Raw genomic sequence first — 26883 nt, forward strand, 5'->3', positions numbered from 1 at the left:
TAAGCATAAAAAATCCCCTTCGTAAGAAAGGGATTTTAAGTATCTAAATTACATTTTTTCTACGGTTTTGATACCGAGCAACTCCAAACCTTGTTTTAAGGTTTTTTCTGTTAATAATGCCAATTTCAAACGACTTAATTTTACGGACTCATCTTCAGCATTTAAAATTGGGCAATGTTCATAGAATGACGAGAATATGCCTGCTAGTTCGTATAAATAAGCACAAAGTACATGCGGTGTGCCTTCTTTTCCAACAGTTTGTACCGCTTCTTCAAATTGTAGAAGTTTAATTGCAAGCGCTCTTTCCTTATCATCTTCAAGCGTTAAAGGTGCTGCTAAAAGTGCGGTCGAATTTATATCTGTTTTATTAAAGATCGAACGAATTCGGGTATAAGCATATTGCATATAAGGTGCAGTGTTACCTTCAAAGCTTAACATGTTATCCCAATCAAAAACGTAATCAGTAGTACGGTTTTTGGAGAGATCCGCATATTTCACCGCACCAATACCGACAGCCTCAATCACTGCTTCTTTTTCATCATTAGATAAATTTGTATTTTTTTCATTAATTAATACAGTGGCACGCTCAATCGCCTCATCTAATAGATCGGCTAATTTTACCGTGCCACCGGTACGGGTTTTAAATGGCTTTCCATCTTTACCAAGCATCATCCCAAAGTTTTTATGCTCTAAAGAGAAACTGTCAGGTACATAACCTGCTTTACGAGTAATTAACCAAGCTTGTTGCATATGTTGGCTTTGGCGAGTATCTGAAAAAACAAGTGCGCGATCAGCTTTTAATGTTTCATAACGATATTTTGCTGCAGCAATATCGGTTGTAGTGTAAAGGAAACCACCGTCTTTTTTCTGAACGATTACGCCCATTGGGTCGCCTTCTTTATTTTTGAATTCATCTAAATAAACAACCAATGCGCCATCATCTTCTACAGCTAAGCCTTGTTTTTTAAGATCTTTTACGATGCTTGGTAACATAGGATTATAAAGACTTTCGCCCATCACATCTTTTTCGGTTAAAGTCACATTTAAGCGATCATAGTTGTGTTGATTTTGTTGCATCGTGATGTCAACTAAACGTTTCCACATCGCTCGGCAATATTCATCACCGCCTTGTAATTTCACAACATAATTACGCGCTTTTTCAGCGAAAACTTCATCTTCATCGTAGTGTTTTTTGGCTTCGCGATAAAAGGCCTCAAGATCTTGCAATTCCATTTCACTCGCATGCTCGTTTTGCATTTTTTCAAGATAAGCAATAAGCATTCCGAATTGCGTTCCCCAGTCACCAACATGGTTTGCGCGGATGACATTGTGACCTAAAAATTCTAGAGTTCTCACAACTGCATCACCGATGATAGTAGAACGTAAGTGACCTACGTGCATTTCTTTTGCTACGTTTGGAGATGAATAATCAATCACAACAGTTTGCTTATCCGTAGCTTGAATGCCTAAATTCTTTTGAGAAAGCGCAGCTGAAACTTCAGTTGTTAGCCAAGTTGGATTTAAGAAAATATTAATAAAGCCTGGTCCTGCGATTTCTAATTTTTCTGCAATATCAGATAGTTGAGCATTATCTAAAACTTTTTGAGCAAATTCTCGTGGATTTAAACCTAATTTTTTTGCCGCAGCCATAATGCCATTGGCTTGATAATCGCCAAATTGTGGTTTTCCTGATTGACGAACAAGCGCATCACAAGATTGATCTGCTCCAGCAAGAATCATAGCTTGTTTGATTTTGTCGGATAAAATAGATTGAATATTCACGTTTTTTCCTATGTTCAAATTGAATAATGAAAATAATCGGCTATGATACCGTTCTTTATGAGTTTCTCAAAGGGACAAAATGACAAATTTACAGGAAAAATCACCCGCACTTTTTTCTGATTTGACGGAATTTGAAAAAAAAATTCAACAATTAGCTCAAATGATGTCAATCGATTTTTCAAATTATGAAATCGATCACCTTGCCGTGCGTGTAAATAATGAACAAAATGCAAAAAACTGGCTGACACTTTTATTGAAATACGGTAGAATTTTATCTGATAACATTGTCAACGGACGTAAGATTTATCTAATTCAGTTAGAAAAAGCAGTGAAGTTCGCTAATCAGTTCGTTGATGTTATTGAACTACCGTTCCCTAAAAATAAGCAGTATCCTGTAGAAGGTTGGGAGCATATTGAGGTCGTAATGCCATTTTTACCGAATGAATCGATAAATGAATGGGTACAGCGTATTAATATGCGTTTTTTATGGAGCGAATTAACTCAATTAACCATTAAAGTGAGCGAGCCTAAAGTGGATGGCGAGAGATTGCCTAATCCATCTATTGCAGTAAGTTTTGTTGATAAGACATCAAATCATACTTGTATTAAGGTTCATCCTTATTCTATTAAGAAAATACTCGAGGTTTAGCAAATGAAAAAATTCTCTTTAGCATTAGTTGTATTAGCTGGTTTAGGTTTATCTGCGTGTTCATCTCAAACTGCGCCAGTTGGTGAAAATGCCTATAAAGGTAATATTGTATTTAGTCAACCACAAGGTGAAAACTTACAGTTAACTATTCGTAAAAATGATTGTTCAGGTAATCAACAAGAAGGTGAACAGGTAGTTATTACTCGTAAGTATGATTCTTCTTTAGTTGTTGGTGCATGTGTTATTGTTTCTGGTGATGAAAAAGCAACAAATGTTTCAACATTATCACCTAGAAACCCACTTTAATTTCTTTTAACCCTTTAATAAGGTATATAGCATATGAAAAAAATGACAGCAACATTAGCACTTTTAGTTGCTTTCTCTGTGACTGGCTGTGCTAATACAGATGTTTTCAGTGGTGATGTTTATACAGCATCTCAAGCAAAAGAAGCGCGTTCAATTACTTATGGAACAATTGTTTCTGTCAGACCAGTTAAAATCCAGGCCGAAAACCAAGGTATTGTTGGTGGTATCGGTGGAGGTGCTTTAGGTGGTATAGCAGGTAATGCAATTGGTGGAGGCCGTGGACAGGCTATTGCAACAGTAATTGGAGCGTTAGCTGGTGCTGTAGGTGGCAGTAAAATTGAAGAAAAAATGAGCCAAGTAAATGGTGCTGAATTAGTGATTAAGAAAGACGATGGTCAAGAGATTGTCGTTGTTCAAAAGGCTGATTCGAGTTTTGTTGCTGGAAAACGGGTTAGAATTGTCGGTGGCGGTTCTGATCTTAACGTTTCAGTGCTATAAATTAAATTTTAATAAAAAGCGAACGTTTGGTTCGCTTTTTTATTATCTAAAATATGTTAAAACAAACGATTATTCACATAATAAACATATATCTAATTTCAATTGTTTATTGTGGAATTGTTGAAGTGTACTTCTATGGCCTATACTTAAAATAATCATTTCAGGTAAATGATATCGAATTTTTCGATAGAGCAAATACTCAGTTGTTTCATCTAATGCAGATGTTGTTTCATCTAAAAATACAACATCGGGTTTAGTGAGTAAAATACGAATAAAGGCAACACGTTGTAATTCTCCGGGAGATAAAATAACTTGCCAGTCATTTATATGATCAAGGGCGTGGATATATTTACCTAAGGCACAATCTTCCATTGTTTGAATTAGATCTGGATGGTTGGGATTGATATTAGGATAACAAATTGCTTCCCGTAAAGTGCCTTGTGGCATGTAAGGACGTTGTGGTAAGAATAAACTTCCAGAGCAAGGATGTTCTGCAATACCAATCGTTTCAAAAGGATAAATTCCCGCAATTGCTTTTAATAATGAAGTTTTCCCTGTGCCTGATGCGCCCTGAATTAATAGTGCATCTCCATTAACTAAATTAATATTTAAATTATTAAGTAATACACGACCTTTTTCATCTTTAATCCCAAAGTCTTTTAATGCGACACGATGAGAACATAGAAATGGTTGATAAAACTCTTGATTATCTAAATCATCCATTTTTTTCATAAAACCATATAAACGGTTTAAACGAGCCTGATAGAGTGTAAATTGCTCATAAAATAATCTAAAAAATGAAAGGGCTGTCATCAACCGGTTAAAAGCCTGTACAGTTTGATGCATATCACCAAGTTTAATTTGTCCAGCAAAGAAACGTGGTGCTTGTAACATTAATGGTAAGAGTTTTGCTACTCGAGTAACTCCAGAATTAAATCCATCCAATCCAAGCATTTTTAATACAATAGACCAACGATTATGAATTATTTGAGTAAATTTATGTTGTAAGAATAGTTGTTCCTTTTTTTCACCATGATAAAAAGCAATGCTTTCTGCATTATCACGTACACGGATTAAAGAGTAACGATAATCCCCATTGAGTTTTTCTTTATTAAAATTTAGTTTAATTAGCGGTTTACCTATCCAGACTGACATTAAAGTTGCAAAGATAATAAAGGAATAAATAAAGAATACGACACCTTTCTCAATATTTAAACTAAATAGACTTAATACACCAGATAGTGACCATAGGATAATAGTAAATTCTATCGTTGTAAGAATAGAATTAATCATTCCACGCACAATTTGTACGGTACTAGTAATAAATTCACGAGCATCTTGTTCAATACGTTGATCAATATTATCGGGTAAATCTTGTTCGTATTTTAAACGATAGTATTTTTTATTATTTAGCCAACGTTGAATCAATGATGAGTTTAAACTTTCAAGCCATCGAATTTCAAATACCTGACGGAAGAAGTAATCACTAATCGAGTGAATGACTTGAACAAGTACAAGAAGAGCATTAAGTTTAGCAAAGAACCAGAATTTTTCTATATTTATTTCTTGCATTGAGCTATATAATCCATTGTAAAAAAATGAATTAAGCACGCTAAATCTTACTTCTAGCAATATCATTATAAAGAGCACTAACAACATTAAAATAAGTTTAATGCTGGTTTTTTTACTAATCGATGGTGACACGATACACCAGAATTTTTTGCCGAAAGTAGTTTGTTTTAAGGCTAAGATTGTTGCGCTAAAGCATAATATCACCCAAAAAAGTGCGGTTAAAATCCAGTTTAAACTATTATTAAGTTCGGTTTGCCAGTTCATTGATTTCCTATAAAAAATGAAAATCCCCTATTCCTATATAGAGATAGGGGATATATTTTATGAATTAAAAGCTGAATTTTGCGCTTAATACAACTTCACGCGGTGAACCTATAGATAAGTGTTCCATTGTGGCTGTGGTATGAGAGACAAAATAACGTTTATTAGTAAGGTTTTTGCCTGTTAAACGTAAATTAAGATCTTGCTTGCCAAGTTTTACGTCATAAGAAATAAAGGCATTATAAAGCGTAGCAGATGGTATTTTGAACCAAGTCGCTTGACCATTATTGATATAGTTAAATCCCCAACTTCCTTGATATTCAGCACCAGCACCCGTACGCCAATGACCACCTAAGAAGTGACCCCAATCGTAGATTAATGTTAATCCTGCAAGATGTCTTGGTGTACTATCAAAATCAGTACCTATATTTTGTGGTTCAGCATCATCACGCAATACTTTTGTTTTAGTATAAGTATAATTGGCTGAAATTGTTAGTTTGTCAGTTAGCTTGCCATTAATATCAATTTCGATACCTTGAGAACGATCTTTGCCTGCAATTTTAATAACATTTTCATTTGTAGCAGGATCTTTATAGCGTTTTGCGGTGTTATCTTTAATTATATGGAATAAAGCTAGGTTAGCACTTAACCATTCATTATTGTATTTGGTTCCAATTTCAAATTGACGACTTGTTTCAAGTTTGATTTTTTCACCTTTGTAATCCCAGCTACGAGAGGGATTAGGTTTAGCTGACGTACCTACATTTCCATAAATAGACCAGTCAGGTGTAATTAAGTGAACTAAACCTAATTGTGGTAAAAGGGCAAAACCACTGTCATTATTACGGAATTTTTGATTTTCGCGTCCTTGTCCTGATTTTATTTGATGCCATTGTGCCCGAACACCACCAGAAACAATCCATTTGTCACCCAAATAGATTGCATCCTGCACGACTAAACCAAGAGTTTTATATTGTTCTAACATATCGCTAGTTCGTACATCTGTTTTTGACGATGCCTGCCCATTAATCACCTGTGTTGAATTATATTCTGGGGTATCAATAGACATTGTATGTGTTCCGCTACGGCGTAAATCGCCAATCGTTAACTGATATTTTTGTAGTTCAACAGCTGTACGTAATTGGTGAGTAACGGAAGGGGATTGTTCTATAATCCCAATAGCAGATAAATTCAAACTATTATTTACTGCATCGGACGGATTTGTACTGTCAATTCGTCGTGTTACCTTTCTGGTTTTGGCATCATATTTTGTAATACGAGCTTGCCAATCAGAATAATGATTTTTTGCATATCCATAATCTGTTTTCAGAGTCCAATTCGGGTTTAATTTATGTTCAGCATTAAATTGAATGGTATGAGAGTAACCTGTTGTTACATTGATTGGATCATCTAATCTTCTTTCTAATGGAATATCAACAGGTTTGCCATAATTTGGGTTATGGTTAAGCCCAACTTTTTTATTTGTATCAATGAAAATACCGCGATCAAAATCACCTTTATAATCTTGATATTCATAAGACAAGGTTAATTTTGTTGAATCATTTTTCCAGGATAGAGATGGTGCAATGATTGTTTCTTTATTTTCCCCAAAATTACGCCAAGAATGTTTTTTCTTGTGATCAGCAACGATGCGATAAGCGAATCCAGTACCAGTAATGGGGCCAGTAACATCAATGCCAAAATTACGGCTATAATTTGAACCGTAACTTGTATCTAACGTTGTTTTATGCCCTTCATTGGAAGGCTTTTTAGTTACAACGTTAATTACGCCGCCGGGATTTTGCATGCCATATAATACTGAAGCGGGGCCTTTTAGTACTTCAACTCGTTCTACGTTAGCATTAAAGTTACGTGCTAGTGGACTTGCAAGCCCGTTACGCATAATAGAACCATCACGATTTCCACCGTAGCCACGGCGTTTTACTGTATCAAGTGTACCTGCTAAATTATTACCTTGACTTAAACCACTAATTCCTTTTACTGCGTCTTCTAAAGTACTTGGTTGTTTATCTTGTAATTGTTCTTGTGTCACAATATCAATACTATAAGGTGTATCAATAATTGATGAATTTACGCCTGTAATTTCAGTGCGTTCAGCCTTATAGCCTTTTTCATTAACAAGTTTTGTAATGACTTCAATACCTTCTAATGTGTGTTCATTAGTTGAATATTCTTTTGCATTTACATTAGCTACAAACGAAACTCCGGCAAAAAGTGCGGTGTAAATTAGGCTTAATTTAAATTTCATAAAATGCTTCCGTAGATTAGATATAGGTAAAAAGAGGCGCGAGTATATCTAAAAGGTTAATTTATATCAATGGTAATTATTATCATTTAATGAAAAAATATGTTCATTCTTACATAATGAAATTTGCGTACCTTATAAAGTTGCGTTACCATAATTTCACTCTATCAAAAATAAGGCATAAGATGAAAATCGCATTAGGTATTGAATATCAAGGCACAAATTATTATGGCTGGCAACGTCAAGAAAATGTGCGTAGCATACAAGAACAACTTGAAAACGCGCTTTCCATTATTGCTAATGAAAAAATTGAAATTTTTTGTGCCGGGAGAACTGACTCAGGGGTGAGCGGAACAGGGCAAGTCGTACATTTTGAAACTAGTGCGGTACGCCCTGATAAAGCATGGACATTCGGGACAAATGCGAATTTACCTGATGATATTGCGGTTACTTGGGCAAAAAAAGTTGATGATGAATTTCATGCGCGTTTTTCAGCAATGGCTCGTCGATATCGCTATATTCTTTATTGTAATAAATTACGGTCTGCTATTTTACACGGAGGAATTACTCACTGTTATTTAGATCTTGATGCAGAAAAAATGCATCAAGCTGGTCAGTATTTATTAGGCGAGCATGATTTTTCCTCTTTTCGTGCCGCACAATGTCAATCAAACACGCCGTGGCGTAATGTTCATCACTTATCAGTTACTCGGATTGGGCAATATATTATTGTGGATATTCAAGCCAATGCTTTTGTGCATCATATGGTCCGTAATATTGTTGGGAGTTTGATTGAAGTTGGTGCAGGTAAAGAATCAATTGAATGGATGAAATGGTTACTAGAGCAAAAAAATCGTCAGCTTGCGGCACCAACTGCAAAACCTGATGGACTATATTTAGTCGATGTAATTTATCCTGAAAAATTTGGTCTTCCTAAAAGCCATTTAGGGCCATTATTTTTAGGTAATGAGTATGTTAAGTAATTAAAAAAACACCGCACTTTGGATGGTAAAGTACGGTGTTTTTTAGAAGGTTTTATCAATATTTATAGATTTCGTTGTATAAGCCACTCTCAAATTGAACTAATGGTGCTCGTTTGGTTTTGCTTTCCAAATCGCCTGTTGAGTAGCCATTAATAAATTGTACAAAGGCTACTTTTTCCCCTCGAGCATTTGTCATAAAGCCGGCTAGGTTATAAACCCCTTTCAAAGAACCGGTTTTAGCAATAACATTTTTTACTAATGGTGGGCTAATTAATCCACCTCGCCCACTGATCGTGCCATCTACACCTGCGATTGGAAAAGTTTCCATTAAATGCAATTTATCTTCGTTTTTAGCGATGTACTCTAAAACGGATAGCATCGTTTTAGGTGCTACAAGATTATGGCGAGACAGACCAGATCCATCGGCTAAGATACTGTTACCAAAACGAATTCCCTGTTTTTGCAAGATGGATTTAATCGCTAATGTGCCTAATTGAAAGGATGCAGGGCGTTTATAGTAATTGAATGCCACCGCTCGGAATAATGAATCGGCAATTTGGTTATCCGATTTTTTCATCATTTTTTTCAATAAATCTGGTAATGGTTTGGATAAATGTTTCGCTAATAGCTGACCTTGTTGTGGTTTTTGTGGCAGCATGACTTTGCCATTAAACTCAATACCTAATTGTCTTAATTGGCGTTGAATAATCGCGGCAGCATAAGCATCCGTATCTTGCACAGCAAAGCTTAAGCCAAAAGGTTTAGATTGACGGGCTAAACATCCTTTTACTTGATAGCGATTATTGTCATGTACAACAACATCAAGCTGACAATAAGGCGCTTCATTGCTATCCGCTACATAGACTTGTCCGAACACTTGAATTGGAAATTGTGCAGGCACATTGATTTTTACTGTTTCACCGGGATTTTGATTGGCATCTAGTTCCGCATAGAAACAGTTGTTATCAATATTCGCAGCAGATGGGGGAGAGTTGAAACACATGGTCAGATCGTTCCAAATCCAACCTAATCCTCGGTCGTGACTCGAAAAAACAGATGTATCTAATACTAAATCGCCATTAATTTTTTTGATACCTTGTTTTTTTAATTCTGCAAGTAAGGTATAAAGTTGGCCACTTGTGAGATCTGGATCGCCTGTGAAACGCACGATTAAGTCACCCTCTAAATTCCCATTTTGAATTTTCCCATTACTCAAAAGCGCGGTCTCAAATTGGAATTGATCACCTAATGCAAGTTTAGCGGCAACAGCTGTAAAAACTTTTTGTGTACTTGCAGGAAGCATAAAGGTTGAGCCATTATAATCCGAGATAATTTGGTTTTGATTTATATTTTTTGCGATAAAACCTACGCTAGAGCCTTCAGGCAATTGTTGTGTCAAGTCTGAAACATTAATATTTGCGAAGGTTGGAAGGCTAAAGCTTATGGAAAGTAAAAAGGATCCAAGTGCGGTGGAAATTGAAGATAATTTTTTCATATTAGGTTTGTTATGGTTGCTATTTTTTTTTAGACGAACAATAATAAGCCCCGAATGAAATTGAGTAAATCATTTTCTCATTTCAAGTTTATTTTTAATAATACTGCGGCAAGATTTTAGGGTTTTGCCGTGGTTTTTGTTTTATTTAGTAAAAGGAAAAACAATGCAACAAATTCCAATGACTGTGCGTGGCGCAGAACAATTACGTGAAGAATTGGATTTCTTAAAAAATGTACGTCGTCCTGAAATTATTAAAGCGATAGCAGAAGCACGCGAGCACGGTGATTTAAAAGAAAATGCAGAATATCATGCAGCTCGTGAGCAACAAGGTTTTTGTGAAGGTCGTATTCAAGAGATTGAAGGTAAACTTGGTAATGCTCAAATTATTGATGTAACAAAAATGCCAAATAACGGTAAAGTCATTTTTGGTGCAACGGTTGTGCTTGTAAATACTGATACAGACGAAGAAGTCACTTATCGCATTGTGGGCGATGATGAGGCTGACATTAAATCGGGTTTGATTTCGGTTAATTCTCCCATTGCGCGAGGTTTAATTGGTAAAGAATTAGATGATACCGTTAATATTACAACGCCTGGCGGTGTCGTTGAGTTTGATATTATTGAAGTGAATTATATTTAAATAAAAAAGTGCGGTTAAAAATGACCGCACTTTTGTTGTTATTTGCGTGGAAGCTGAATTTTTGCTTCTTCGCTTGGGCGATAAAGTACCAAAATATGCCCGATAGTTTGTACTTGTGCTGCTTTAGTTTCACGCACAATCGCATCGATAATAAGTTGTTTTGTTTCGCGATCTGCACCAGCAACTTTTACTTTAATGAGTTCGTGATGATTAAGTGCATTTTCAATTTCAGCAAGTACGCCTTCGGTTAAGCCATTTCCACCAAGCATAACGACTGGGTTAAGATGGTGCGCAAGACCTTTTAAAAATTGTTTTTGTTTGGTTGATAAGGTTGTCATAAGGATTCCTAATTAAAAAGAGCGGTTGATTTTCTCAATGTTTTTCACTGATTTCAATCAGCCTCGGCTTGAATTCGGCAGATTGTAACCAAATATAAGCAAAACTACTACCAAAAATAGAAGATTATGGGAAAGAAAAAACGTTCAGCAAGTTCTTCTCGCTGGCTAAATGAACATTTTAGTGATCAATTTGTGCAAAAAGCGCATAAGCAAAAGTTACGTTCACGCGCGTATTTTAAGATTGATGAAATTCAGCAAACGGATAAATTATTTAAACAAGGAATGACTGTGGTCGATCTTGGCGCTGCACCTGGCGGTTGGTCGCAATATGTGGTGGGACAAATTGGTGGCAAAGGTCGAGTGATTGCTTGTGATATTTTGGAAATGGATCCCATTGTAGGCGTTGATTTTCTGCAAGGCGATTTCCGTGATGAAAATGTTTTGAATGCTTTATTAGCGCGTGTAGGCGAAGATAAAGTTGATGTTGTGATGTCTGATATGGCACCTAATTTTAGTGGAATGCCATCAGTGGATATTCCGCGCGCAATGTATTTGGTCGAGCTTGCTTTAGATATGTGTAAACAGGTCTTGGCAACCAAAGGAAGCTTTGTTGTTAAAGTTTTCCAAGGTGAAGGCTTTGATGAATATTTAAGAGAAATTCGTTCTTTATTTAATGTGGTGAAAGTGCGTAAGCCTGAAGCATCACGCGGACGCTCTCGTGAAGTATATATTGTGGCGACAGGCTATAAAGGCTAATTGCTTTGATAGCTTTTCATTGCTAATGATGTGTAGTATCTTGTAAAAAATTTTTTAACTTAGGAAAGGTAGGTTAGACTTTGAACGATATGGTCAAAAATCTGGTGCTTTGGGTGGTAGTAGCGGTCATTATGATGACAGCATACCAGAGTTTTAATTCCTCTTCGGTAGATAATTCTACTGATTATACAACCTTTGTTTACGATGTAAGCAATGGACAAGTGACAGAAGCGCGTTTTGATGCCAATGAAATTACGGTAACGAAAACGGATGGTTCTAAATATTCAACCGTAATGCCCCCACTTGAAGATAAAAAATTGCTTGATGATTTGTTAAGCAAAAAAGTGAAAGTGGAAGGTACGCCATTTGAAAAACGTGGTTTCTTATCCCAAATTTTAATTTCTTGGTTCCCAATGTTATTCCTTGTTGGCGTCTGGGTATTCTTTATGCGTCAAATGCAAGGCGGTGGCGGCAAGGCGATGAGCTTTGGTAAAAGTCGCGCCAAAATGTTGAACCAAGATCAGATTAAGGTTACTTTTGCGGATGTCGCTGGTTGCGATGAAGCAAAAGAAGAAGTGGGCGAAATCGTTGATTTCTTGCGTGATCCGAATAAATTCCAAAACTTGGGCGGTAAAATTCCAAAAGGTATCCTGATGGTAGGGCCTCCTGGTACTGGTAAAACCTTACTTGCTCGTGCTATCGCAGGGGAGGCAAAAGTTCCATTCTTCACTATTTCTGGTTCTGATTTCGTAGAAATGTTTGTGGGGGTTGGTGCATCTCGTGTACGTGATATGTTTGAACAGGCTAAGAAAAATGCACCTTGCTTAATCTTTATTGATGAAATCGATGCTGTGGGGCGCCAACGCGGTGCGGGTTTAGGCGGTGGACATGATGAGCGTGAACAAACCTTAAACCAAATGCTAGTTGAAATGGATGGATTTAGCGGTAATGATGGGGTAATTGTTATTGCAGCAACTAACCGTCCAGATGTGCTTGATCCAGCCTTAACTCGTCCAGGCCGTTTTGACCGACAAGTTGTTGTTGGTTTGCCTGATGTGAAAGGTCGTGAGCAAATCTTAAAAGTGCATATGCGCAAAGTGCCTGTAGCACAAGATGTTGATGCAATGACATTGGCGCGTGGTACGCCTGGCTATTCTGGTGCAGATTTAGCAAATTTAGTGAATGAGGCCGCTTTGTTTGCTGCTCGAGTGAATAAACGTATGGTCACCATGCTTGAGTTTGAAAAAGCGAAAGATAAGATCAATATGGGGCCAGAGCGTCGTACCATGATTATGACGGATAAACAAAAAGAGTCGACTGCTTATCATGAAGCAGGTCATGCGATTGTGGGTTATTTAGTCCCTGAACATGATCCTGTGCACAAAGTGACTATTATTCCTCGTGGTCGTGCGTTGGGGGTGACATTCTTTTTACCTGAAGGTGATCAAATTAGCATTAGCCAAAAACAATTAGAAAGCAAGCTTTCCACCTTGTATGCAGGGCGTTTAGCAGAAGATTTGATTTATGGTGAAGAAAATATCTCAACGGGTGCATCAAATGATATTAAAGTAGCGACTAATATCGCGCGTAATATGGTGACGCAATGGGGATTCTCTGACAAATTAGGGCCGATTCTTTATACGGAAGATGAGGGCGAGGTTTTCTTAGGTCGTTCAATGGCGAAGGCAAAACATATGTCAGATGAAACGGCTCATGCAATTGATGAAGAAGTTCGTGCAATTGTAAATCGTAACTATGCGAGAGCAAGACAGATTTTGACTGATAATATGGATATTCTTCATGCGATGAAAGATGCATTGGTCAAATATGAAACCATTGAAGAAGAACAAATCAAACAATTGATGAATCGTGAACCAGTCACACCACCATCTGGATGGGAAGAGCACACAGGGCAAGCTGCTTATGCAAATAGCAATAATGCTCAAAGTGCGGGTGAAAATTCGGTAGATTCTAATTCCTAATCAATTCTCTAATCAACAAAGCCTTTCTTCGGAAAGGCTTTATTTTTCTCTAATGATTTTTTTCTTGGGCGTATTCCGCTATAATCGCGCGATTAAAATCAATCTAAAAATCCACCGCACTTTATGAAACTTTACGCGAACAATAAATGTCTTGATTTAAGCGTTCCTCAAATTATGGGGATCCTTAATTTTACGCCTGATTCCTTTTCTGATAGCGGACAGTTTTTTAGTTTGGATAAAGCGCTTTTCCAAGTTGAAAAAATGTTGGAAGAAGGTGCGACAATTATTGATATTGGTGGTGAATCTACGCGTCCTAATGCAGATGAAGTCTCTGAACAAGAAGAATTGCATCGTGTTGTGCCAGTAGTGGAGGCAGTGCGAAGCCGTTTTGATTGCTGGATTTCTGTCGATTCTTCAAAAGCAGTTGTGATGCGTGAAGCGGCAAGTGTTGGAATGGATTTGATTAATGATATTCGTGCTTTGCAAGAGCCAAATGCATTAGAAACGGCGGTGAAACTTGCTTTACCTGTTTGCATTATGCATATGCAAGGTCAACCTAGAACGATGCAGACAAATCCTCATTATGAAAATGTCGTGCAAGATGTATTGGCTTTTTTACAGAAACGTACTAATGAATGTCTTTCTGCTGGTGTTAAAAAAGAAAACTTAATTTGGGACATGGGATTTGGTTTTGGTAAGTCTGTACAGCATAATTATCAATTATTACAAAATCTGAATGAATTTTGTCATAGCGGATATCCAGTGTTAGCGGGATTATCTCGCAAATCAATGATTGGTGCGGTGCTTGATAAACCCGTCGATCAGAGAGTGATAGGTAGTGCGGCAGGTGCGCTTATTGCAGCGCAAAAAGGTGCAAAAATTTTACGCGTACATGATGTTGCTGCAACATCAGATATGCTCAAAGTTTGGCAGGCAACAGAAAATGCCTGATGGTTTTATAAAAAAATTAAAGGAATTGTATTATGGCAAATCGTAAATATTTTGGAACAGATGGTGTACGTGGAAAAGTAGGTAGTTATCCAATTACACCAGATTTCGCATTAAAATTAGGCTGGGCTGCAGGAAAAGTATTAGCTTCTCAAGGTTCTAAAATGGTTTTAATCGGTAAAGACACCCGAATTTCTGGATATATGTTGGAATCAGCCCTTGAAGCAGGTTTGGCTGCTGCGGGTTTATCTGCTGCATTTACTGGCCCTATGCCTACACCTGCTATTGCTTATTTGACCAGAACTTTTCGTGCTGAAGCGGGTATCGTGATCTCAGCCTCTCATAATCCTTATTATGATAATGGCATTAAATTCTTTTCAGCAAAAGGCACTAAATTGCCTGATGAAATTGAAGAAGCCATTGAAGCGATGTTAGAGCAACCGATGGATTGTGTGGAATCTGCCGAATTAGGTAAAGCAAGTCGTATTAATGATGCAGCAGGACGCTATATTGAGTTTTGTAAAGGCACATTCCCCGCTCATTTAGGCTTGGAAGGTTATAAGATCGTGGTAGATTGTGCAAATGGGGCGACTTATCATATTGCACCTAACGTGTTGAGAGAGCTTGGTGCGGAAGTCATTGAAATTGGTACAGATCCAAATGGTTTGAATATTAATGAAAAATGTGGTGCAACTGATGTGACAGCATTGCAAGCTAAAGTTGTTGAAACTAAAGCGGATGTTGGTTTGGCTTATGATGGCGATGGTGACCGCATCATGATGGTCGATCATTTAGGAAATAAAGTCGATGGTGACCAAATTCTCTTTATTATTGCGCGTGAAGCATTGCGCTCAGGTCAATTAAAAGGCGGTGTCGTTGGCACATTAATGAGTAATATGAGCTTAGAGATTGCGTTGAAAATGCTTGGCGTTCCTTTCTTACGTGCAAATGTGGGCGACCGTTACGTATTGGAAAAAATGGTTGAAAACGATTGGACGCTTGGTGGTGAGAATTCTGGACATATTATCATTGCTGATAAGAATACAACGGGTGATGGCATTGTTGCGTCATTGGCTGTATTGGCAGCGATGGCTCAGCATAAATTATCATTAAATGAATTAGCGAGTGCGGTTAAATTATTCCCTCAAGTGTTAATCAATGTACGTTTTGCAGGTGGGGATAATCCACTTGAAAGTGACGCTGTAAAATCTGTTGCCGCAGATGTTGAAAAACGTTTAGAAGGCAAAGGTCGTATTTTATTACGTAAATCGGGTACGGAACCACTTATTCGCGTTATGGTGGAATGCCAAGATGCGGAACTTGCACAACAATGTGCAGAAGAAATTGCAGAAGCAGTGAAATCTCATTAATTTTTTAACCGCACTTTATTTAGTGCGGTTTATTTTTATCAAATACTTAGGAAAGTAAATGAATATTTTTATTATGCGTCATGGCGAGGCTGAAGTAATAGCTAATAGTGATAAATCTCGTCGCTTAACTGCTTATGGTATTAAACAAGCCTTTACTCAGGGGCAATGGTTAAGAAAACAGTTAGAGTTAGCCACGCCAGATCGTATTATTATTAGTCCTTATGTGCGAGCACAAGAAACTTTCGAGCAGGTAAATCAGGCTTTTAATGGTGAACTATCATCAAAAATAGAAATTTGGGACGGTGTTACACCTTATAGCCATGCAGAAATGGTGACGGATTATTTTTCCGTATTGCGTAATGAAGGTATAAAATCTATATTTATTATTTCTCATTTACCTTTAGTCGGTGAAATTGTAGCGGAGCTCTATGGAAAGCGAAATCCAATCAGTTTTTACCCTGCGACTATTGCATATTTAAATTGGTCTGGACAATATGCAAAAATTCTCATGTATAAAAATGCAGATGCATTGATCTAATTGTGTTATTAATAATCAAATTAATGGTTATTTATCTTTACAAAAAATAAATATTTTTTATGAAACTTTATAAATATATTTTATTTATCAATTGGTTAGTTCTATTTTTGTTTGTAAAGATTTTTAAAGAAAGGTAAATTTTTATTTTACCTATTTTCTTTTTAAGAAATATGCGTAAACTACGCCACACAAAGCAATAGGGCTTTGCAAAATGAATACTAAATGGAGATTTATTATGAAAAAATTAGCATTAGCTGCATTGGTGTTGGGTTCAACGGTCGCTTTAACCGGTTGTTTTGATAAAGATGAGGCTGTACAAAAAGTTGCAGAGGCAAAACAAGCGGCAACTTCAGCTGTTACGGATGTGAAAGAAGCTGCAACTAATGCTGCAGCAGATGTAAAAACTACTGCACAACAAGCTGTATCTGATGTGAAGGATATGACGAGCAACGCTGTAGATTCTGCAAAATTAGCGGCAGCAGAAAAAATAGCTGAAACTAAAGATGCAGCTATGGCTAAAGTTGAAGATGCGAAGAATGTGGCAATGGAAAAAGTTGAACAAGCCAAAAATGCAGCGTCTTCAAAAATGGAAGAAATGAAACAATCTATAGGTGAAAAAACGAATCAGACAATTGATGCGGTGAAAGAAGCTGCTAAATAATTTTGTGATTAAATAGAAAAATCCCTATTGTGAATTCAATAGGGATTTTTTAGTTTTAGTATTTGATATTATTTTTTCCAGATAACATGAAATTCACGATTTTCTTCTCGGTGAGAAATTAAAAATTTTGCAAATATATCGTCCATTTCATCTTGATTGTTTACTAATCCAACCCAAATCTCGGCATATTCATTCGGATCGATGAGTACGCCAATTTCGTCTTCCCAGTTATCGGCAGTTTCTACAAACTCAACACCTCCTCGTTCTTCAAATTGTAGGTTGAAGAGAAGGATATCGGCTGGATCAAGATTTTCACTTGCCATTTCTAGAAAAATATCGTACGCAATATCAATTGCTGTATCAGGATCAAGTTTTTTGATTTCAGTCATCATAAAATATTCTCATAAAACTAAGGGTTATTTATTGGTAATTTTATTTCTCGAATGTTCATTGAAAAGCCATCAATAATGAGCAATCTACCACATAAATTCTTGCCAATTTTTAAACGCACTTTAATTGCTTCTAATGCTTGAATAGAACCAACAATCCCTACAATTGGGGCTATTACTCCTGCTTCTACACAACTTAATATATTCTGCCCAAATAATTTACTTAGTTCACGATAGGTTGGTGTATTTGATTCATAGGTAAAGACTGAAATCTGGCCTTCCATTCGGATTGCCGCACCAGAGATTAAGGGAATGTGAGCTTTCTCGCATTGGCGATCAAGTTGATTGCGAATATCGACGTTATCAGTACAATCTAAGACAAGATCAAAGTGCGGTATTAATTCGGCTAGTTTTTCTTCGGTTAGTTTTGCATTTATTGTTTGAATATCAATATGTGGGTTAAGCTGTTCTAGAGCTATTTTAGCAGATTCAACTTTTGGCATATTCAGTCTAGCATCACAATGAAGCACTTGACGTTGTAGATTGGAAAGTGAAACATGGTCAAAATCTAATAGGGTTAGGTGTCCTATACCTGAAGCGGCCAAATATTGACTAGCCGCACAGCCTAATCCACCTAAACCTACAATGAGAATTTTGCTCTCTTTTAGTTTTTCTTGCCCTTCAAAATCAATCGATTTAAGAATGATTTGCCGGTTATATCGTAGCTCTTCTTCGTAACTTAATTCAGTCATAGGTTACCTCAATAAATGATTGAAGAGTTCTATGGTTACACGTTCACCTGCTGATACATTGCCACGCTCTTGTTCTAATACAATAAAACAATTACTTTTTATGAATGCACTAAATAAGTGAGATCCTTGAAACCCAACAGGCTTAACCTCAATTTGTCCTTGTGAGTTGATGTGATAAAAACCTCGTTGGAAATCTAAGCGACCAGGAGCTTTTTTTAAGTTTGTTGAAGCAATTGCTGAAAAACGTGCTGGATTTTTCCATCGTTTTTGACCTTGCAATTTTGCAATGAGGGGCTGAACGAGTTGATAAAAAGTCACAAGTGCAGAGACAGGGTTACCAGGTAAGCCACAAAACCATGCATTTTCTAGTTTACTAAAAGCGAAAGGTTTACCAGGTTTAATAGCAAGTTTCCAGAAATTAATTTCACCTACTTTTTCTAATACTGTTTTAGTGAAATCGGCTTCTCCAACAGATACCCCACCACTGGTAATCACTAAATCAGCCTGCTTTTGTGCAGATATAAAGGCTTTTTCAAATTCAGCCTCATTGTCTGGTAATAATCCTAAATCAATAACTTCACAATGAAGTTTTTCTAGCAGTAATTTTACGGTGAATCGGTTTGTATCGTAAATCTGTCCAATTTGTAACGGTTTACCTACCTCGACAAGTTCGTCCCCAGTGGAAAGTATGGCTACTTTTAATCGATGATAACATTTTACTTCTGAGATACCTAAAGAAGCTAATAATGGTAAAGAAACGGCATTTAATTCATCACCTTGTGTTAATACTATATCCCCTTTTTTAACATCCTCTCCAATACGACGAATATTTTGATTGATTTTAGGTAATTCAGAGAAGGTGATTGTTCCGTCTTCATTTATGTTGACTTGTTCTTGCATTACGACAGCATCAGCGCCTTCAGGAATCATTGCTCCAGTCATAATTCTTATTGCACTCTGAGCAGGCCATGAGCCTTGAAATGGTATTCCTGCAAAGGATTTACCTGCAACAGAAAGAGTCAGTGATTTTTCTAAATCAGCTAAACGTACAGCATAGCCATCCATCGCAGAATTATCAAAAGAAGGGACATTAATAGGGGAAATAACATCTTCTGCACAAATTCTATTAGCGGCTTGTTGTAAATTAAGTGTTTCAATTTGTGTAGGAAAGGTGATTTGTTCTAGCATATTATTACGGGCTTGATCCAACGTGAGCATAGAGATTCCTTAATTAAAGTAAAATTTTAAAGTATTGTAGTCTGAAAAATCTTAAAACTAAAGATTTCATTTTACTTAGTGATTTTTCTCATTTTGCGTTCGCTTTATCCTTTGTTAGAATAACGCATTATTTTTTTAGGAAAGACTGTTATGACCGATATTTCACAAGATGCAATAAGTGTGCGTGATGCTTTAATTGCTAAGGGCATTGAAACGCCGATGATAGATCTAAACCAATGTAAAGAAGCACGTCGCTTAGGTATTGCAAAACATATGCATGAAGTGATGAAATTAATTGGATTAGATTTACGAGATGATAGTCTTGAAGAAACACCTAATCGTTTGGCAAAAATGTTTATTGATGAGATTTTTAGTGGAATGGATTATGCAAATTTCCCTAAAATGACAAAAATTAAAAACCAAATGAAAGTGAGCGAAATGGTGCAAGTTAATGATATTACATTGACGAGTACTTGTGAGCATCACTTTGTGACGATTGATGGTAAAGTTTGTGTGGCATACTATCCAAAAGATTGGGTTATTGGTCTTTCGAAGATTAATCGTATTGTGTCGTTTTTTGCACAGCGTCCACAGGTACAAGAAAGGCTAACAGAACAACTTCTCACAGCTTTTCAAACTATTTTAGAAACAGAGGATGTCGCCGTTTATATTAAGGCAACACACTTTTGTGTGAAAGCACGGGGAATTAGAGATACAAATAGTTATACTATTACCTCTGCTTATGGAGGCGTATTTTTAAAAGATCGTGATACGCGTAAAGAATTTCTTGCTACTATTCAGAAATAAAATGGAAATAAAATCGCCGCACTTTTTGATAAAAGGCGGCGTTTTTATTTATCCAAAAGATTTTCTCTCTTGATTTAACAGATAGTTTGGCGGTAGTTCAGGCGTAGAATCTTGTTCATCAAAGGATTCAATTTCAGGTTTGAGATAAAATTCAGCTGCTTCATGATTGCTTTTCGTTTTGCCTAATAATTGTGGCTGAAGTTTTACAAAAGTACTATTCGGTGCAAGCCAGATGCCGATAAATGCTTGATTAAATTTAGCATCAAAATCATGTTCCAAAACAGTGTCATTTAAGACGAAGTAGCCTCTATCTGGTAAGGCAATATAGTTCAAGATATCGTTTGGTGAGAAATCAGGAAATGTAGATTGCATTTCTTTAAGCCAGCTTTGAGTATCGCCATCATTAAGTTTTAAGGTTTCGATTTCTTTAATAAGCGTAATCGCAAAATTTTTCCCTTCAATGGGTTTTTCATATTTGAAAGAGAGCATTAATGGGCGTTCATTTTCTTGATAAGTGCCCGTTTCGGAAAATAAACCAATGGTATAAACATGGAACGGCCCCCACGTGTATTCGGCATTTCCGATGGGTTGCCAATGAGCAAAAGGTGCGGCAGAAAAAAACGTAATTATTGCCACAAAAAGGGATTTCATTTTCATAATAAATTGCCGTGAATAAAATTGTGTTGATTATAACAAACCGCATCAAAAAACAAACGAGAAACGAGTAAAAAGGCGAGTAATTTTACTCGCCTTTAATATTACTGATGTTAATTTGTGCGGTGTATTATTTTAGACTACCCACCATATCTTCAGGGCGAACCCATTTATCAAAATCTTCAGCAGAAACTAAACCTAAATTAATTGCTTCTTCACGCAATGTTGTACCATTTTTGTGTGCCGTTTTTGCAATTTTAGCCGCGTTTTCATAGCCAATATGCGTATTAAGTGCGGTCACCAACATCAATGAATTTTCAAGTTGTTGTTTAATTCGAGGATAGTTTGGTTCAATACCTACTGCACAGTGTTCATCGAAAGATACGCAAGCATCACCCAATAATTGAGCGGATTGTAAGAAGTTTGCAATCATCACTGGGTTGAACACATTTAATTGGAAGTGACCTTGTGAACCCACAAATGCGATTGTGGTGTCGTTACCAAATACTTGTGCACATACCATTGTCATCGCTTCGCATTGAGTAGGGTTGACTTTACCTGGCATGATTGAAGAACCCGGTTCATTTTCAGGAATTAAAATTTCGCCAATTCCTGAACGTGGGCCTGATGCTAATAGACGAATATCGTTCGCAATTTTAAATAAACTCATTGCTAATTGACGTAATGCACCGTGAGTTTCAACAATCGCATCATGAGCGGCTAATGCTTCAAATTTATTATCTGCGGTGACAAACGGAAGTGCGGTGAATTTTGCAATGTAATCTGCTACTTTCACATCATAGCCTTTCGGCGTGTTCAAACCTGTACCAACCGCTGTACCACCCAATGCTAATTGACTTAAATGTGGAAGAGTATTTTTTAATGCTTTTAAGCCGAAATCTAATTGAGCAGCATAAGCCGAAAATTCTTGGCCTAATGTGAGTGGTGTTGCATCCATTAAGTGAGTGCGGCCAATTTTTACCACGTTTTTGAAGGCTTCAGATTTTGCCGCAAAAGTTTTTTGTAAACGTTCAACACAAGGAATGGTGTGTTCAACTACTTTTTTATATGCCGCAATGTGCATTGCCGTTGGGAAAGTATCGTTTGAGGATTGTGATTTGTTCACATCATCATTTGGGTGAATAATAGATTTTTCACCTAATTTACCACCGTTTAACACATGTGCACGATTTGCAACTACTTCGTTCACATTCATATTGGATTGTGTACCAGAGCCGGTTTGCCAAATAACGAGTGGGAATTGATCATCTAATTTATTTGATAAAATTTCGTTACAAGCTTGAGCAATTAAATCACGTTTTTCAAGAGGTAATACACCTAAATCATGATTAGCAAATGCGGCTGCTTTTTTCAAATAGCCAAAAGCTTCGATAATTTCATGTGGCATTGAGGCGGCAGGACCAATTTTAAAGTTATTGCGTGAACGCTCAGTTTGTGCAGCCCAGTATTTATCTGCTGGAACTTGAACTTCACCCATTGTGTCTTTTTCAATACGAAATGCCATTCTGTACTCCTATGAATTGAATGAAAATTAAAACTGGATTGATTTTAACACTTCCGAGTTATGAGTGGAACGTAACAAAAACGTTAAAAATCAGTTTTGTGACATAGATCATAAAAGTGCGGTGGATTTTCACGCATTTGTAATAATGTATATTTAATTATTTATTTTTTAGGGTTTTTTCGTTAAAATTTTACCCTTTTTATAGGGCAAGATTGAGAAAATAACGGGACTAAAATGGCAAAAACTGCACAATTTTACATTCTTACGGAAGATTGTACGTTAACTGTTGAAGAAATAGCCTGTAATCTTGCTGCCTCAATATGGCGATCAGGGAAAAAAGTATTGATTAGCTGTGAAAGTGAGGCGCAAGCGCTAGAAATTGATGAGCGTTTGTGGCAACGAGATCCTAATGAATTTGTACCGCATAATTTATCGGGTGAGGCAACACAATATCCCACACCAATTGAGATTTCATGGCTTGGGAAACGAAATTTACAACGCCGTGATGTGTTAATTAATTTGCAACAAGAAATCCCAGATTTTAGTCATAGTTTTACCCAGATTATTGATTTTGTACCGAAAGATGACGTTTTAAAAACACAAGCCCGAGAACGCTATAAACAATTACGTCTGCAAGGTTGGAATCTTTCTACTGAAAACGTGGGTTAATAAATGAACGACATTACCTTTTATCAACGCTTTGAAGCCGACATTCTCTCAGGGCGTAAAACCATTACCATTAGAGATAAATCGGAAAGCCATTTTAAAGCAGGTGATATTTTACGTGTTGGGCGCTTTGAAGATAATAAATACTTCTGCACGATTGAAGTGTTAAATGTATCGCCGATTGCCCTTGATGAACTAACGGAACAGCACGCAGAGCAGGAAAATATGAGTTTGGCGGAATTGAAAGAGGTGATTAAGGCGATTTATCCAACTGAAAGTGAGTTTTGGATAATTGAATTTCAATTAGTAGAGTAATAACAAAGATTAATTAATATGGATAAGATGTTTTACCCTAACCTTATATTGACTCTAATGTCTCTTTTAAGTTTCATAGGGATTTTGGGTGTTTTTATCTTTTTTGAAAAGAGAAGTTACAGAGCTGTTTGGCCTGCATTTATAGTAATATTTTTATCTATATTGGTACAAATGATTACTTTTATTGAACCAACATCTAGATTGGATACTTCTAAAAATAATATAGATACATTAGGAAGTATAGAATATTCTTATATTACGCTTTCAATTTTGTCATCTATCTTTATCGTTTATTTATTGTCTATTTTTCATGCTTTATCTGATAATGAGAAAGCTATTTCTTTCTCTTTGGGAGCATTTCAGATTGCAATATTTATGTCGATAACCTCGTTAAATAGCATATCAGTGCACTTGAAAATATTATTGAATATTTACTATCTTTGTATTCCTGCATTAGCGATCTATAAGCTAACAATCAAGGACGATAGTTGATATTAAATTTAAAGTAAAATAGTGGTTAATTTTTACCCAGCATAAAGAGAACAACAATGACACAAAAATTCGAAATGGCAGACCGTTTTAATCCGTCTGCGGTAGAACAAGCCCTTTATCAACATTGGGAAGAAAGCGGTTATTTTAAACCGTCTGAAAATGAAAATGCGCCGAGCTATTGCATTGCAATTCCGCCACCGAATGTAACGGGTTCCTTACACATGGGGCATGCTTTCCAACAAACCTTAATGGATACTTTAATCCGTTTTAACCGTATGGAAGGGCATAACACTTTATGGCAAGCGGGGACAGACCATGCGGGTATCGCAACCCAAATGGTGGTAGAACGTAAAATTGCTGCAGAAGAAGGCAAAACTCGCCACGATTATGGTCGTGAAGCGTTTATCAATAAAATTTGGGATTGGAAAGCCTATTCTGGTGGCACAATTAGCCAACAAATGCGTCGTTTAGGAAACTCTATCGACTGGGAACGTGAGCGTTTCACCATGGACGATGGTTTATCGAATGCAGTAAAAGAAGTGTTTGTTCGCTTGCATGAAGAAGGTTTGATTTACCGTGGCAAACGCTTGGTAAACTGGGATCCAAAACTTCACACCGCGATTTCTGATTTAGAAGTGGAAAACAAAGAGAGCAAAGGTTCCCTTTGGCATTTCCGCTATCCGTTAGCAAACGGTGCGAAAACGGCAGATGGTAAAGACTATTTAGTGGTGGCAACTACGCGTCCGGAAACCATGTTAGGCGATACGGCGGTTGCAGTGCATCCAGAAGATGAGCGTTATCAATCTTTAATCGGTAAAACGGTCGTTCTGCCGTTGGCAAACCGTGAAATTCCGATTATTGCCGATGAATATGTGGATCGTGAATTCGGTACCGGTGTGGTGAAAATCACCCCTGCGCATGACTTTAACGACTACGAAGTGGGTAAACGTCACAGCTTGCCGATGGTTAACGTGTTAACTTTAAATGCGGATATTCGTGATGAAGCCGAAATTATTGGTACTGATGGAAAACCGCTTGCCAGCTATGAAGCAACTATTCCTGCGGATTACCGTGGCTTAGAGCGTTTCGTTGCACGTAAGAAAATCGTGGCAGATTTTGAAGCGTTGGGTTTATTAGACGAAATTAAACCACACGATCTCAAAGTGCCTTATGGCGACCGTGGTGGCGTGCCAATCGAGCCGATGTTAACTGACCAATGGTATGTAAGCGTGAAACCGCTTGCTGATGTAGCGATTAAAGCGGTGGAAGACGGCGAAATTCAATTTGTGCCGAAACAATATGAAAACCTTTATTTCTCTTGGATGCGTGATATTCAAGATTGGTGTATTTCTCGCCAACTTTGGTGGGGACACCGTATTCCGGCGTGGTATGACGCAGAAGGAAACGTTTATGTCGCGCGTAACGAAGCAGAAGTGCGGTCAAAATACAACTTAGATTCTGCGGTTGAACTCAAACAAGATGAAGACGTGTTAGACACGTGGTTCTCATCAGGTTTATGGACGTTCTCTACCTTAGGCTGGCCAGAGCAAACTAAAGAACTCAAAATGTTCCACCCAACGGATGTGTTAATCACCGGTTTTGATATCATCTTCTTCTGGGTTGCGCGCATGATTATGTTTACGATGCACTTCGTGAAAGATGAAAATGGCAAACCACAAGTACCATTCAAAACGGTGTATGTAACAGGCTTGATTCGTGATGAGCAAGGCCAAAAAATGTCGAAATCGAAAGGTAACGTACTTGACCCAATTGATATGATTGACGGTATTAGCCTTGAAGATTTACTTGAAAAACGCACTGGTAACATGATGCAGCCGCAATTAGCAGAAAAAATTGCTAAAGCAACCCGCAAAGAGTTTGCAGAAGGGATTGCAGCTCACGGTACAGACGCATTGCGTTTCACATTAGCTGCGTTGGCTTCAAACGGTCGTGACATTAACTGGGATATGAAACGTTTAGAAGGCTACCGTAACTTCTGTAATAAACTATGGAATGCAAGCCGTTTTGTCTTAACGAATGAAAAATTAGATTTAAGCGAAGGCGAGATTGAGTTCTCATTAGCAGATCGTTGGATTCAATCAGAATTTAATCGCACAGTAGAAACTTTCCGTAATTCATTAAGCCAATATCGTTTTGACCTTTGTGCCAATGCAATTTATGAATTTACCTGGAACCAATTCTGTGACTGGTATTTAGAGCTTACCAAACCAGTATTTGCAAACGGTAATGCAGCACAAATCCGTGCGGCAAGCCAAACCTTGGTTCACGTGTTAGAGAAATTATTACGTTTAGCACATCCACTCATTCCATTTATTACCGAAGAAATTTGGCAAAAAGTAAAATGGTTTGTCGACATTACTGCTGACAGCATCATGTTACAACCTTTCCCTCAAGTGGAAGAGAACGGCTTTGATCCAGAAGCAGAAGCTGAAATTGAGTGGTTAAAAGAAGTGATCGTTGCGGTGCGTAATATTCGTGCAGAAAGCAACATCGCACCAAGCAAAGGCTTAGATCTGTTATTCCGTAATTTAAGCGCAGAAAACGCAAAAATTCTCGAAAAACAGACCGCTCTTTTAAAAGCCATGGCGAAATTAGACAACGTTCAAGTGTTAGCCGCAAACGAAACTGCACCACTTGCGGTAGCGAAACTCGTCGGCAATGCTGAATTGCTTGTGCCAATGGCTGGCTTTATCAATAAAGAAGCAGAGCTTGCCCGTTTAACTAAAGAGATTGAAAAATATCAAAATGAAGTTAAACGTATTGAAAGTAAACTCAGCAACGAAGCTTTCGTAGCCAAAGCACCTGAAGCGGTGATTGCGAAAGAACGCGAAAAACAAGCCGAATATCAATCTGGATTAGAAAAAATCCAAGAGCAGTATAAAGCGATTGAGGCGTTGTAGTTTTTGATATTAAAAACAGCTAATTTATTAAATATAGATTAGCTGTTTTTTTATTCATAATAAACTTTATTTAAGTGATATAAGACGTAAGGTTATTAT

At 37.2% G+C, this 26883-nt stretch carries 26 protein-coding genes; 16 read left to right on the forward strand and 10 right to left on the reverse strand.

Features of this window, described 5'->3' with window-relative positions; translation table 11 throughout:
• Positions 1-48: 48 nt before the first annotated feature.
• On the reverse strand, positions 49-1782 hold the full coding sequence (gene argS, locus A9501_RS02100; protein WP_065264749.1) for an arginine--tRNA ligase: 1734 nt from the start codon (positions 1780-1782) through the stop codon (positions 49-51).
• 79 nt (positions 1783-1861) lie between these two features.
• Here argS and A9501_RS02105 point away from each other — a divergent pair, with 79 nt between their 5' ends.
• The 3 genes from A9501_RS02105 to A9501_RS02115 are packed head-to-tail and all read left to right on the forward strand — an operon-like array spanning position 1862 to position 3235.
• Positions 1862-2431, forward strand: coding sequence for a VOC family protein (locus A9501_RS02105; protein ID WP_048952583.1), 570 nt, complete (start codon positions 1862-1864; stop codon positions 2429-2431).
• 3 nt (positions 2432-2434) lie between these two features.
• The gene (locus tag A9501_RS02110) at positions 2435-2737 is read left to right on the forward strand and encodes a hypothetical protein (protein WP_048952582.1); all 303 of its coding nucleotides are present in this window, start codon (positions 2435-2437) and stop codon (positions 2735-2737) included.
• Between the two features lie 33 nt (positions 2738-2770).
• On the forward strand, positions 2771-3235 hold the full coding sequence (locus A9501_RS02115; RefSeq protein ID WP_048952581.1) for a glycine zipper 2TM domain-containing protein: 465 nt from the start codon (positions 2771-2773) through the stop codon (positions 3233-3235).
• Between the two features lie 69 nt (positions 3236-3304).
• On the opposite strand, the gene A9501_RS02120 is transcribed toward A9501_RS02115, so the two are convergent.
• Positions 3305-5071: an ABC transporter ATP-binding protein/permease gene (locus tag A9501_RS02120; protein ID WP_065264750.1), complete on the reverse strand. Its 1767-nt coding sequence runs from the start codon at positions 5069-5071 to the stop codon at positions 3305-3307.
• Between the two features lie 64 nt (positions 5072-5135).
• The gene (locus A9501_RS02125; RefSeq protein WP_065264751.1) at positions 5136-7337 is read right to left on the reverse strand and encodes a TonB-dependent siderophore receptor; all 2202 of its coding nucleotides are present in this window, start codon (positions 7335-7337) and stop codon (positions 5136-5138) included.
• Between the two features lie 182 nt (positions 7338-7519).
• Here A9501_RS02125 and truA point away from each other — a divergent pair, with 182 nt between their 5' ends.
• On the forward strand, positions 7520-8317 hold the full coding sequence (gene truA, locus A9501_RS02130) for a tRNA pseudouridine(38-40) synthase TruA (RefSeq protein ID WP_065264752.1): 798 nt from the start codon (positions 7520-7522) through the stop codon (positions 8315-8317).
• Positions 8318-8372: 55 nt separating this feature from the next.
• Here the strand turns inward: truA and dacB are convergent, their stop codons facing one another.
• Positions 8373-9812: a serine-type D-Ala-D-Ala carboxypeptidase gene (gene dacB, locus A9501_RS02135; RefSeq protein WP_065264753.1), complete on the reverse strand. Its 1440-nt coding sequence runs from the start codon at positions 9810-9812 to the stop codon at positions 8373-8375.
• Positions 9813-9975: 163 nt separating this feature from the next.
• On the opposite strand from dacB, the gene greA reads away from it, so the two are divergent.
• Positions 9976-10452: a transcription elongation factor GreA gene (gene greA / locus A9501_RS02140; protein ID WP_005637913.1), complete on the forward strand. Its 477-nt coding sequence runs from the start codon at positions 9976-9978 to the stop codon at positions 10450-10452.
• A 38-nt stretch (positions 10453-10490) separates the two neighbouring features.
• On the opposite strand, the gene yhbY is transcribed toward greA, so the two are convergent.
• Positions 10491-10790, reverse strand: coding sequence for a ribosome assembly RNA-binding protein YhbY (gene yhbY, locus A9501_RS02145; RefSeq protein WP_005628915.1), 300 nt, complete (start codon positions 10788-10790; stop codon positions 10491-10493).
• 126 nt (positions 10791-10916) lie between these two features.
• Between yhbY and rlmE the strand changes: the two genes are divergently transcribed.
• From rlmE to A9501_RS02175, 6 genes are all read left to right on the forward strand, one after another.
• The gene (gene rlmE, locus A9501_RS02150; protein WP_005637911.1) at positions 10917-11546 is read left to right on the forward strand and encodes a 23S rRNA (uridine(2552)-2'-O)-methyltransferase RlmE; all 630 of its coding nucleotides are present in this window, start codon (positions 10917-10919) and stop codon (positions 11544-11546) included.
• Between the two features lie 89 nt (positions 11547-11635).
• Complete coding sequence (ftsH, locus tag A9501_RS02155) at positions 11636-13528, forward strand: ATP-dependent zinc metalloprotease FtsH (RefSeq protein WP_065264754.1); 1893 nt, start codon at positions 11636-11638, stop codon at positions 13526-13528.
• Between the two features lie 123 nt (positions 13529-13651).
• Positions 13652-14479, forward strand: a complete 828-nt coding sequence (folP, locus tag A9501_RS02160) for a dihydropteroate synthase (protein ID WP_065264755.1) — start codon at positions 13652-13654, stop codon at positions 14477-14479.
• A 32-nt stretch (positions 14480-14511) separates the two neighbouring features.
• Positions 14512-15846, forward strand: a complete 1335-nt coding sequence (glmM, locus tag A9501_RS02165; protein WP_065264756.1) for a phosphoglucosamine mutase — start codon at positions 14512-14514, stop codon at positions 15844-15846.
• Positions 15847-15904: 58 nt separating this feature from the next.
• Entirely contained in the window at positions 15905-16384 is a 480-nt protein-coding gene (sixA, locus tag A9501_RS02170) for a phosphohistidine phosphatase SixA (protein WP_065264757.1), read from the forward strand.
• A 235-nt stretch (positions 16385-16619) separates the two neighbouring features.
• The gene (locus A9501_RS02175; protein ID WP_065264758.1) at positions 16620-17045 is read left to right on the forward strand and encodes a hypothetical protein; all 426 of its coding nucleotides are present in this window, start codon (positions 16620-16622) and stop codon (positions 17043-17045) included.
• Between the two features lie 68 nt (positions 17046-17113).
• On the opposite strand, the gene A9501_RS02180 is transcribed toward A9501_RS02175, so the two are convergent.
• Genes A9501_RS02180 through moeA form a run of 3 tightly spaced genes read right to left on the reverse strand, consistent with a single transcriptional unit; the run spans position 17114 to position 19404 of the window.
• Complete coding sequence (locus A9501_RS02180) at positions 17114-17434, reverse strand: HI1450 family dsDNA-mimic protein (protein ID WP_179222760.1); 321 nt, start codon at positions 17432-17434, stop codon at positions 17114-17116.
• A 20-nt stretch (positions 17435-17454) separates the two neighbouring features.
• Positions 17455-18186, reverse strand: a complete 732-nt coding sequence (gene moeB, locus A9501_RS02185; protein ID WP_065264759.1) for a molybdopterin-synthase adenylyltransferase MoeB — start codon at positions 18184-18186, stop codon at positions 17455-17457.
• Positions 18187-18189: 3 nt separating this feature from the next.
• Positions 18190-19404, reverse strand: coding sequence for a molybdopterin molybdotransferase MoeA (gene moeA / locus A9501_RS02190; RefSeq protein WP_065264760.1), 1215 nt, complete (start codon positions 19402-19404; stop codon positions 18190-18192).
• A 150-nt stretch (positions 19405-19554) separates the two neighbouring features.
• On the opposite strand from moeA, the gene folE reads away from it, so the two are divergent.
• The gene (gene folE / locus A9501_RS02195) at positions 19555-20211 is read left to right on the forward strand and encodes a GTP cyclohydrolase I FolE (RefSeq protein WP_065264761.1); all 657 of its coding nucleotides are present in this window, start codon (positions 19555-19557) and stop codon (positions 20209-20211) included.
• Positions 20212-20259: 48 nt separating this feature from the next.
• Here folE and A9501_RS02200 read toward each other — a convergent pair whose 3' ends face one another.
• Together A9501_RS02200 and fumC are read right to left on the reverse strand one after the other, a co-directional pair.
• Positions 20260-20868 carry a chalcone isomerase family protein gene (locus A9501_RS02200; RefSeq protein WP_048952566.1) on the reverse strand — a complete coding sequence of 203 codons (609 nt, stop codon included), beginning with the start codon at positions 20866-20868 and terminating at the stop codon, positions 20260-20262.
• A gap of 127 nt (positions 20869-20995) precedes the next feature.
• Entirely contained in the window at positions 20996-22390 is a 1395-nt protein-coding gene (gene fumC, locus A9501_RS02205) for a class II fumarate hydratase (protein ID WP_065264762.1), read from the reverse strand.
• Positions 22391-22624: 234 nt separating this feature from the next.
• Between fumC and A9501_RS02210 the strand changes: the two genes are divergently transcribed.
• From A9501_RS02210 to valS, 4 genes are read left to right on the forward strand one after another with little or no spacing between them, the layout of a single operon-like run.
• Positions 22625-23059, forward strand: coding sequence for a DNA polymerase III subunit chi (locus A9501_RS02210; RefSeq protein ID WP_065264763.1), 435 nt, complete (start codon positions 22625-22627; stop codon positions 23057-23059).
• 3 nt (positions 23060-23062) lie between these two features.
• Entirely contained in the window at positions 23063-23371 is a 309-nt protein-coding gene (gene yqfB, locus A9501_RS02215) for a N(4)-acetylcytidine aminohydrolase (protein WP_065264764.1), read from the forward strand.
• A gap of 57 nt (positions 23372-23428) precedes the next feature.
• Positions 23429-23863 carry a hypothetical protein gene (locus A9501_RS02220; protein WP_179855772.1) on the forward strand — a complete coding sequence of 145 codons (435 nt, stop codon included), beginning with the start codon at positions 23429-23431 and terminating at the stop codon, positions 23861-23863.
• A gap of 56 nt (positions 23864-23919) precedes the next feature.
• Positions 23920-26784 carry a valine--tRNA ligase gene (gene valS / locus A9501_RS02225; RefSeq protein ID WP_065264766.1) on the forward strand — a complete coding sequence of 955 codons (2865 nt, stop codon included), beginning with the start codon at positions 23920-23922 and terminating at the stop codon, positions 26782-26784.
• Positions 26785-26883 lie beyond the last annotated feature (99 nt).

This window comes from Haemophilus sp. CCUG 66565 (assembly GCF_001679495.1).
In the GTDB taxonomy this organism is placed as follows: domain Bacteria; phylum Pseudomonadota; class Gammaproteobacteria; order Enterobacterales; family Pasteurellaceae; genus Haemophilus; species Haemophilus haemolyticus_K.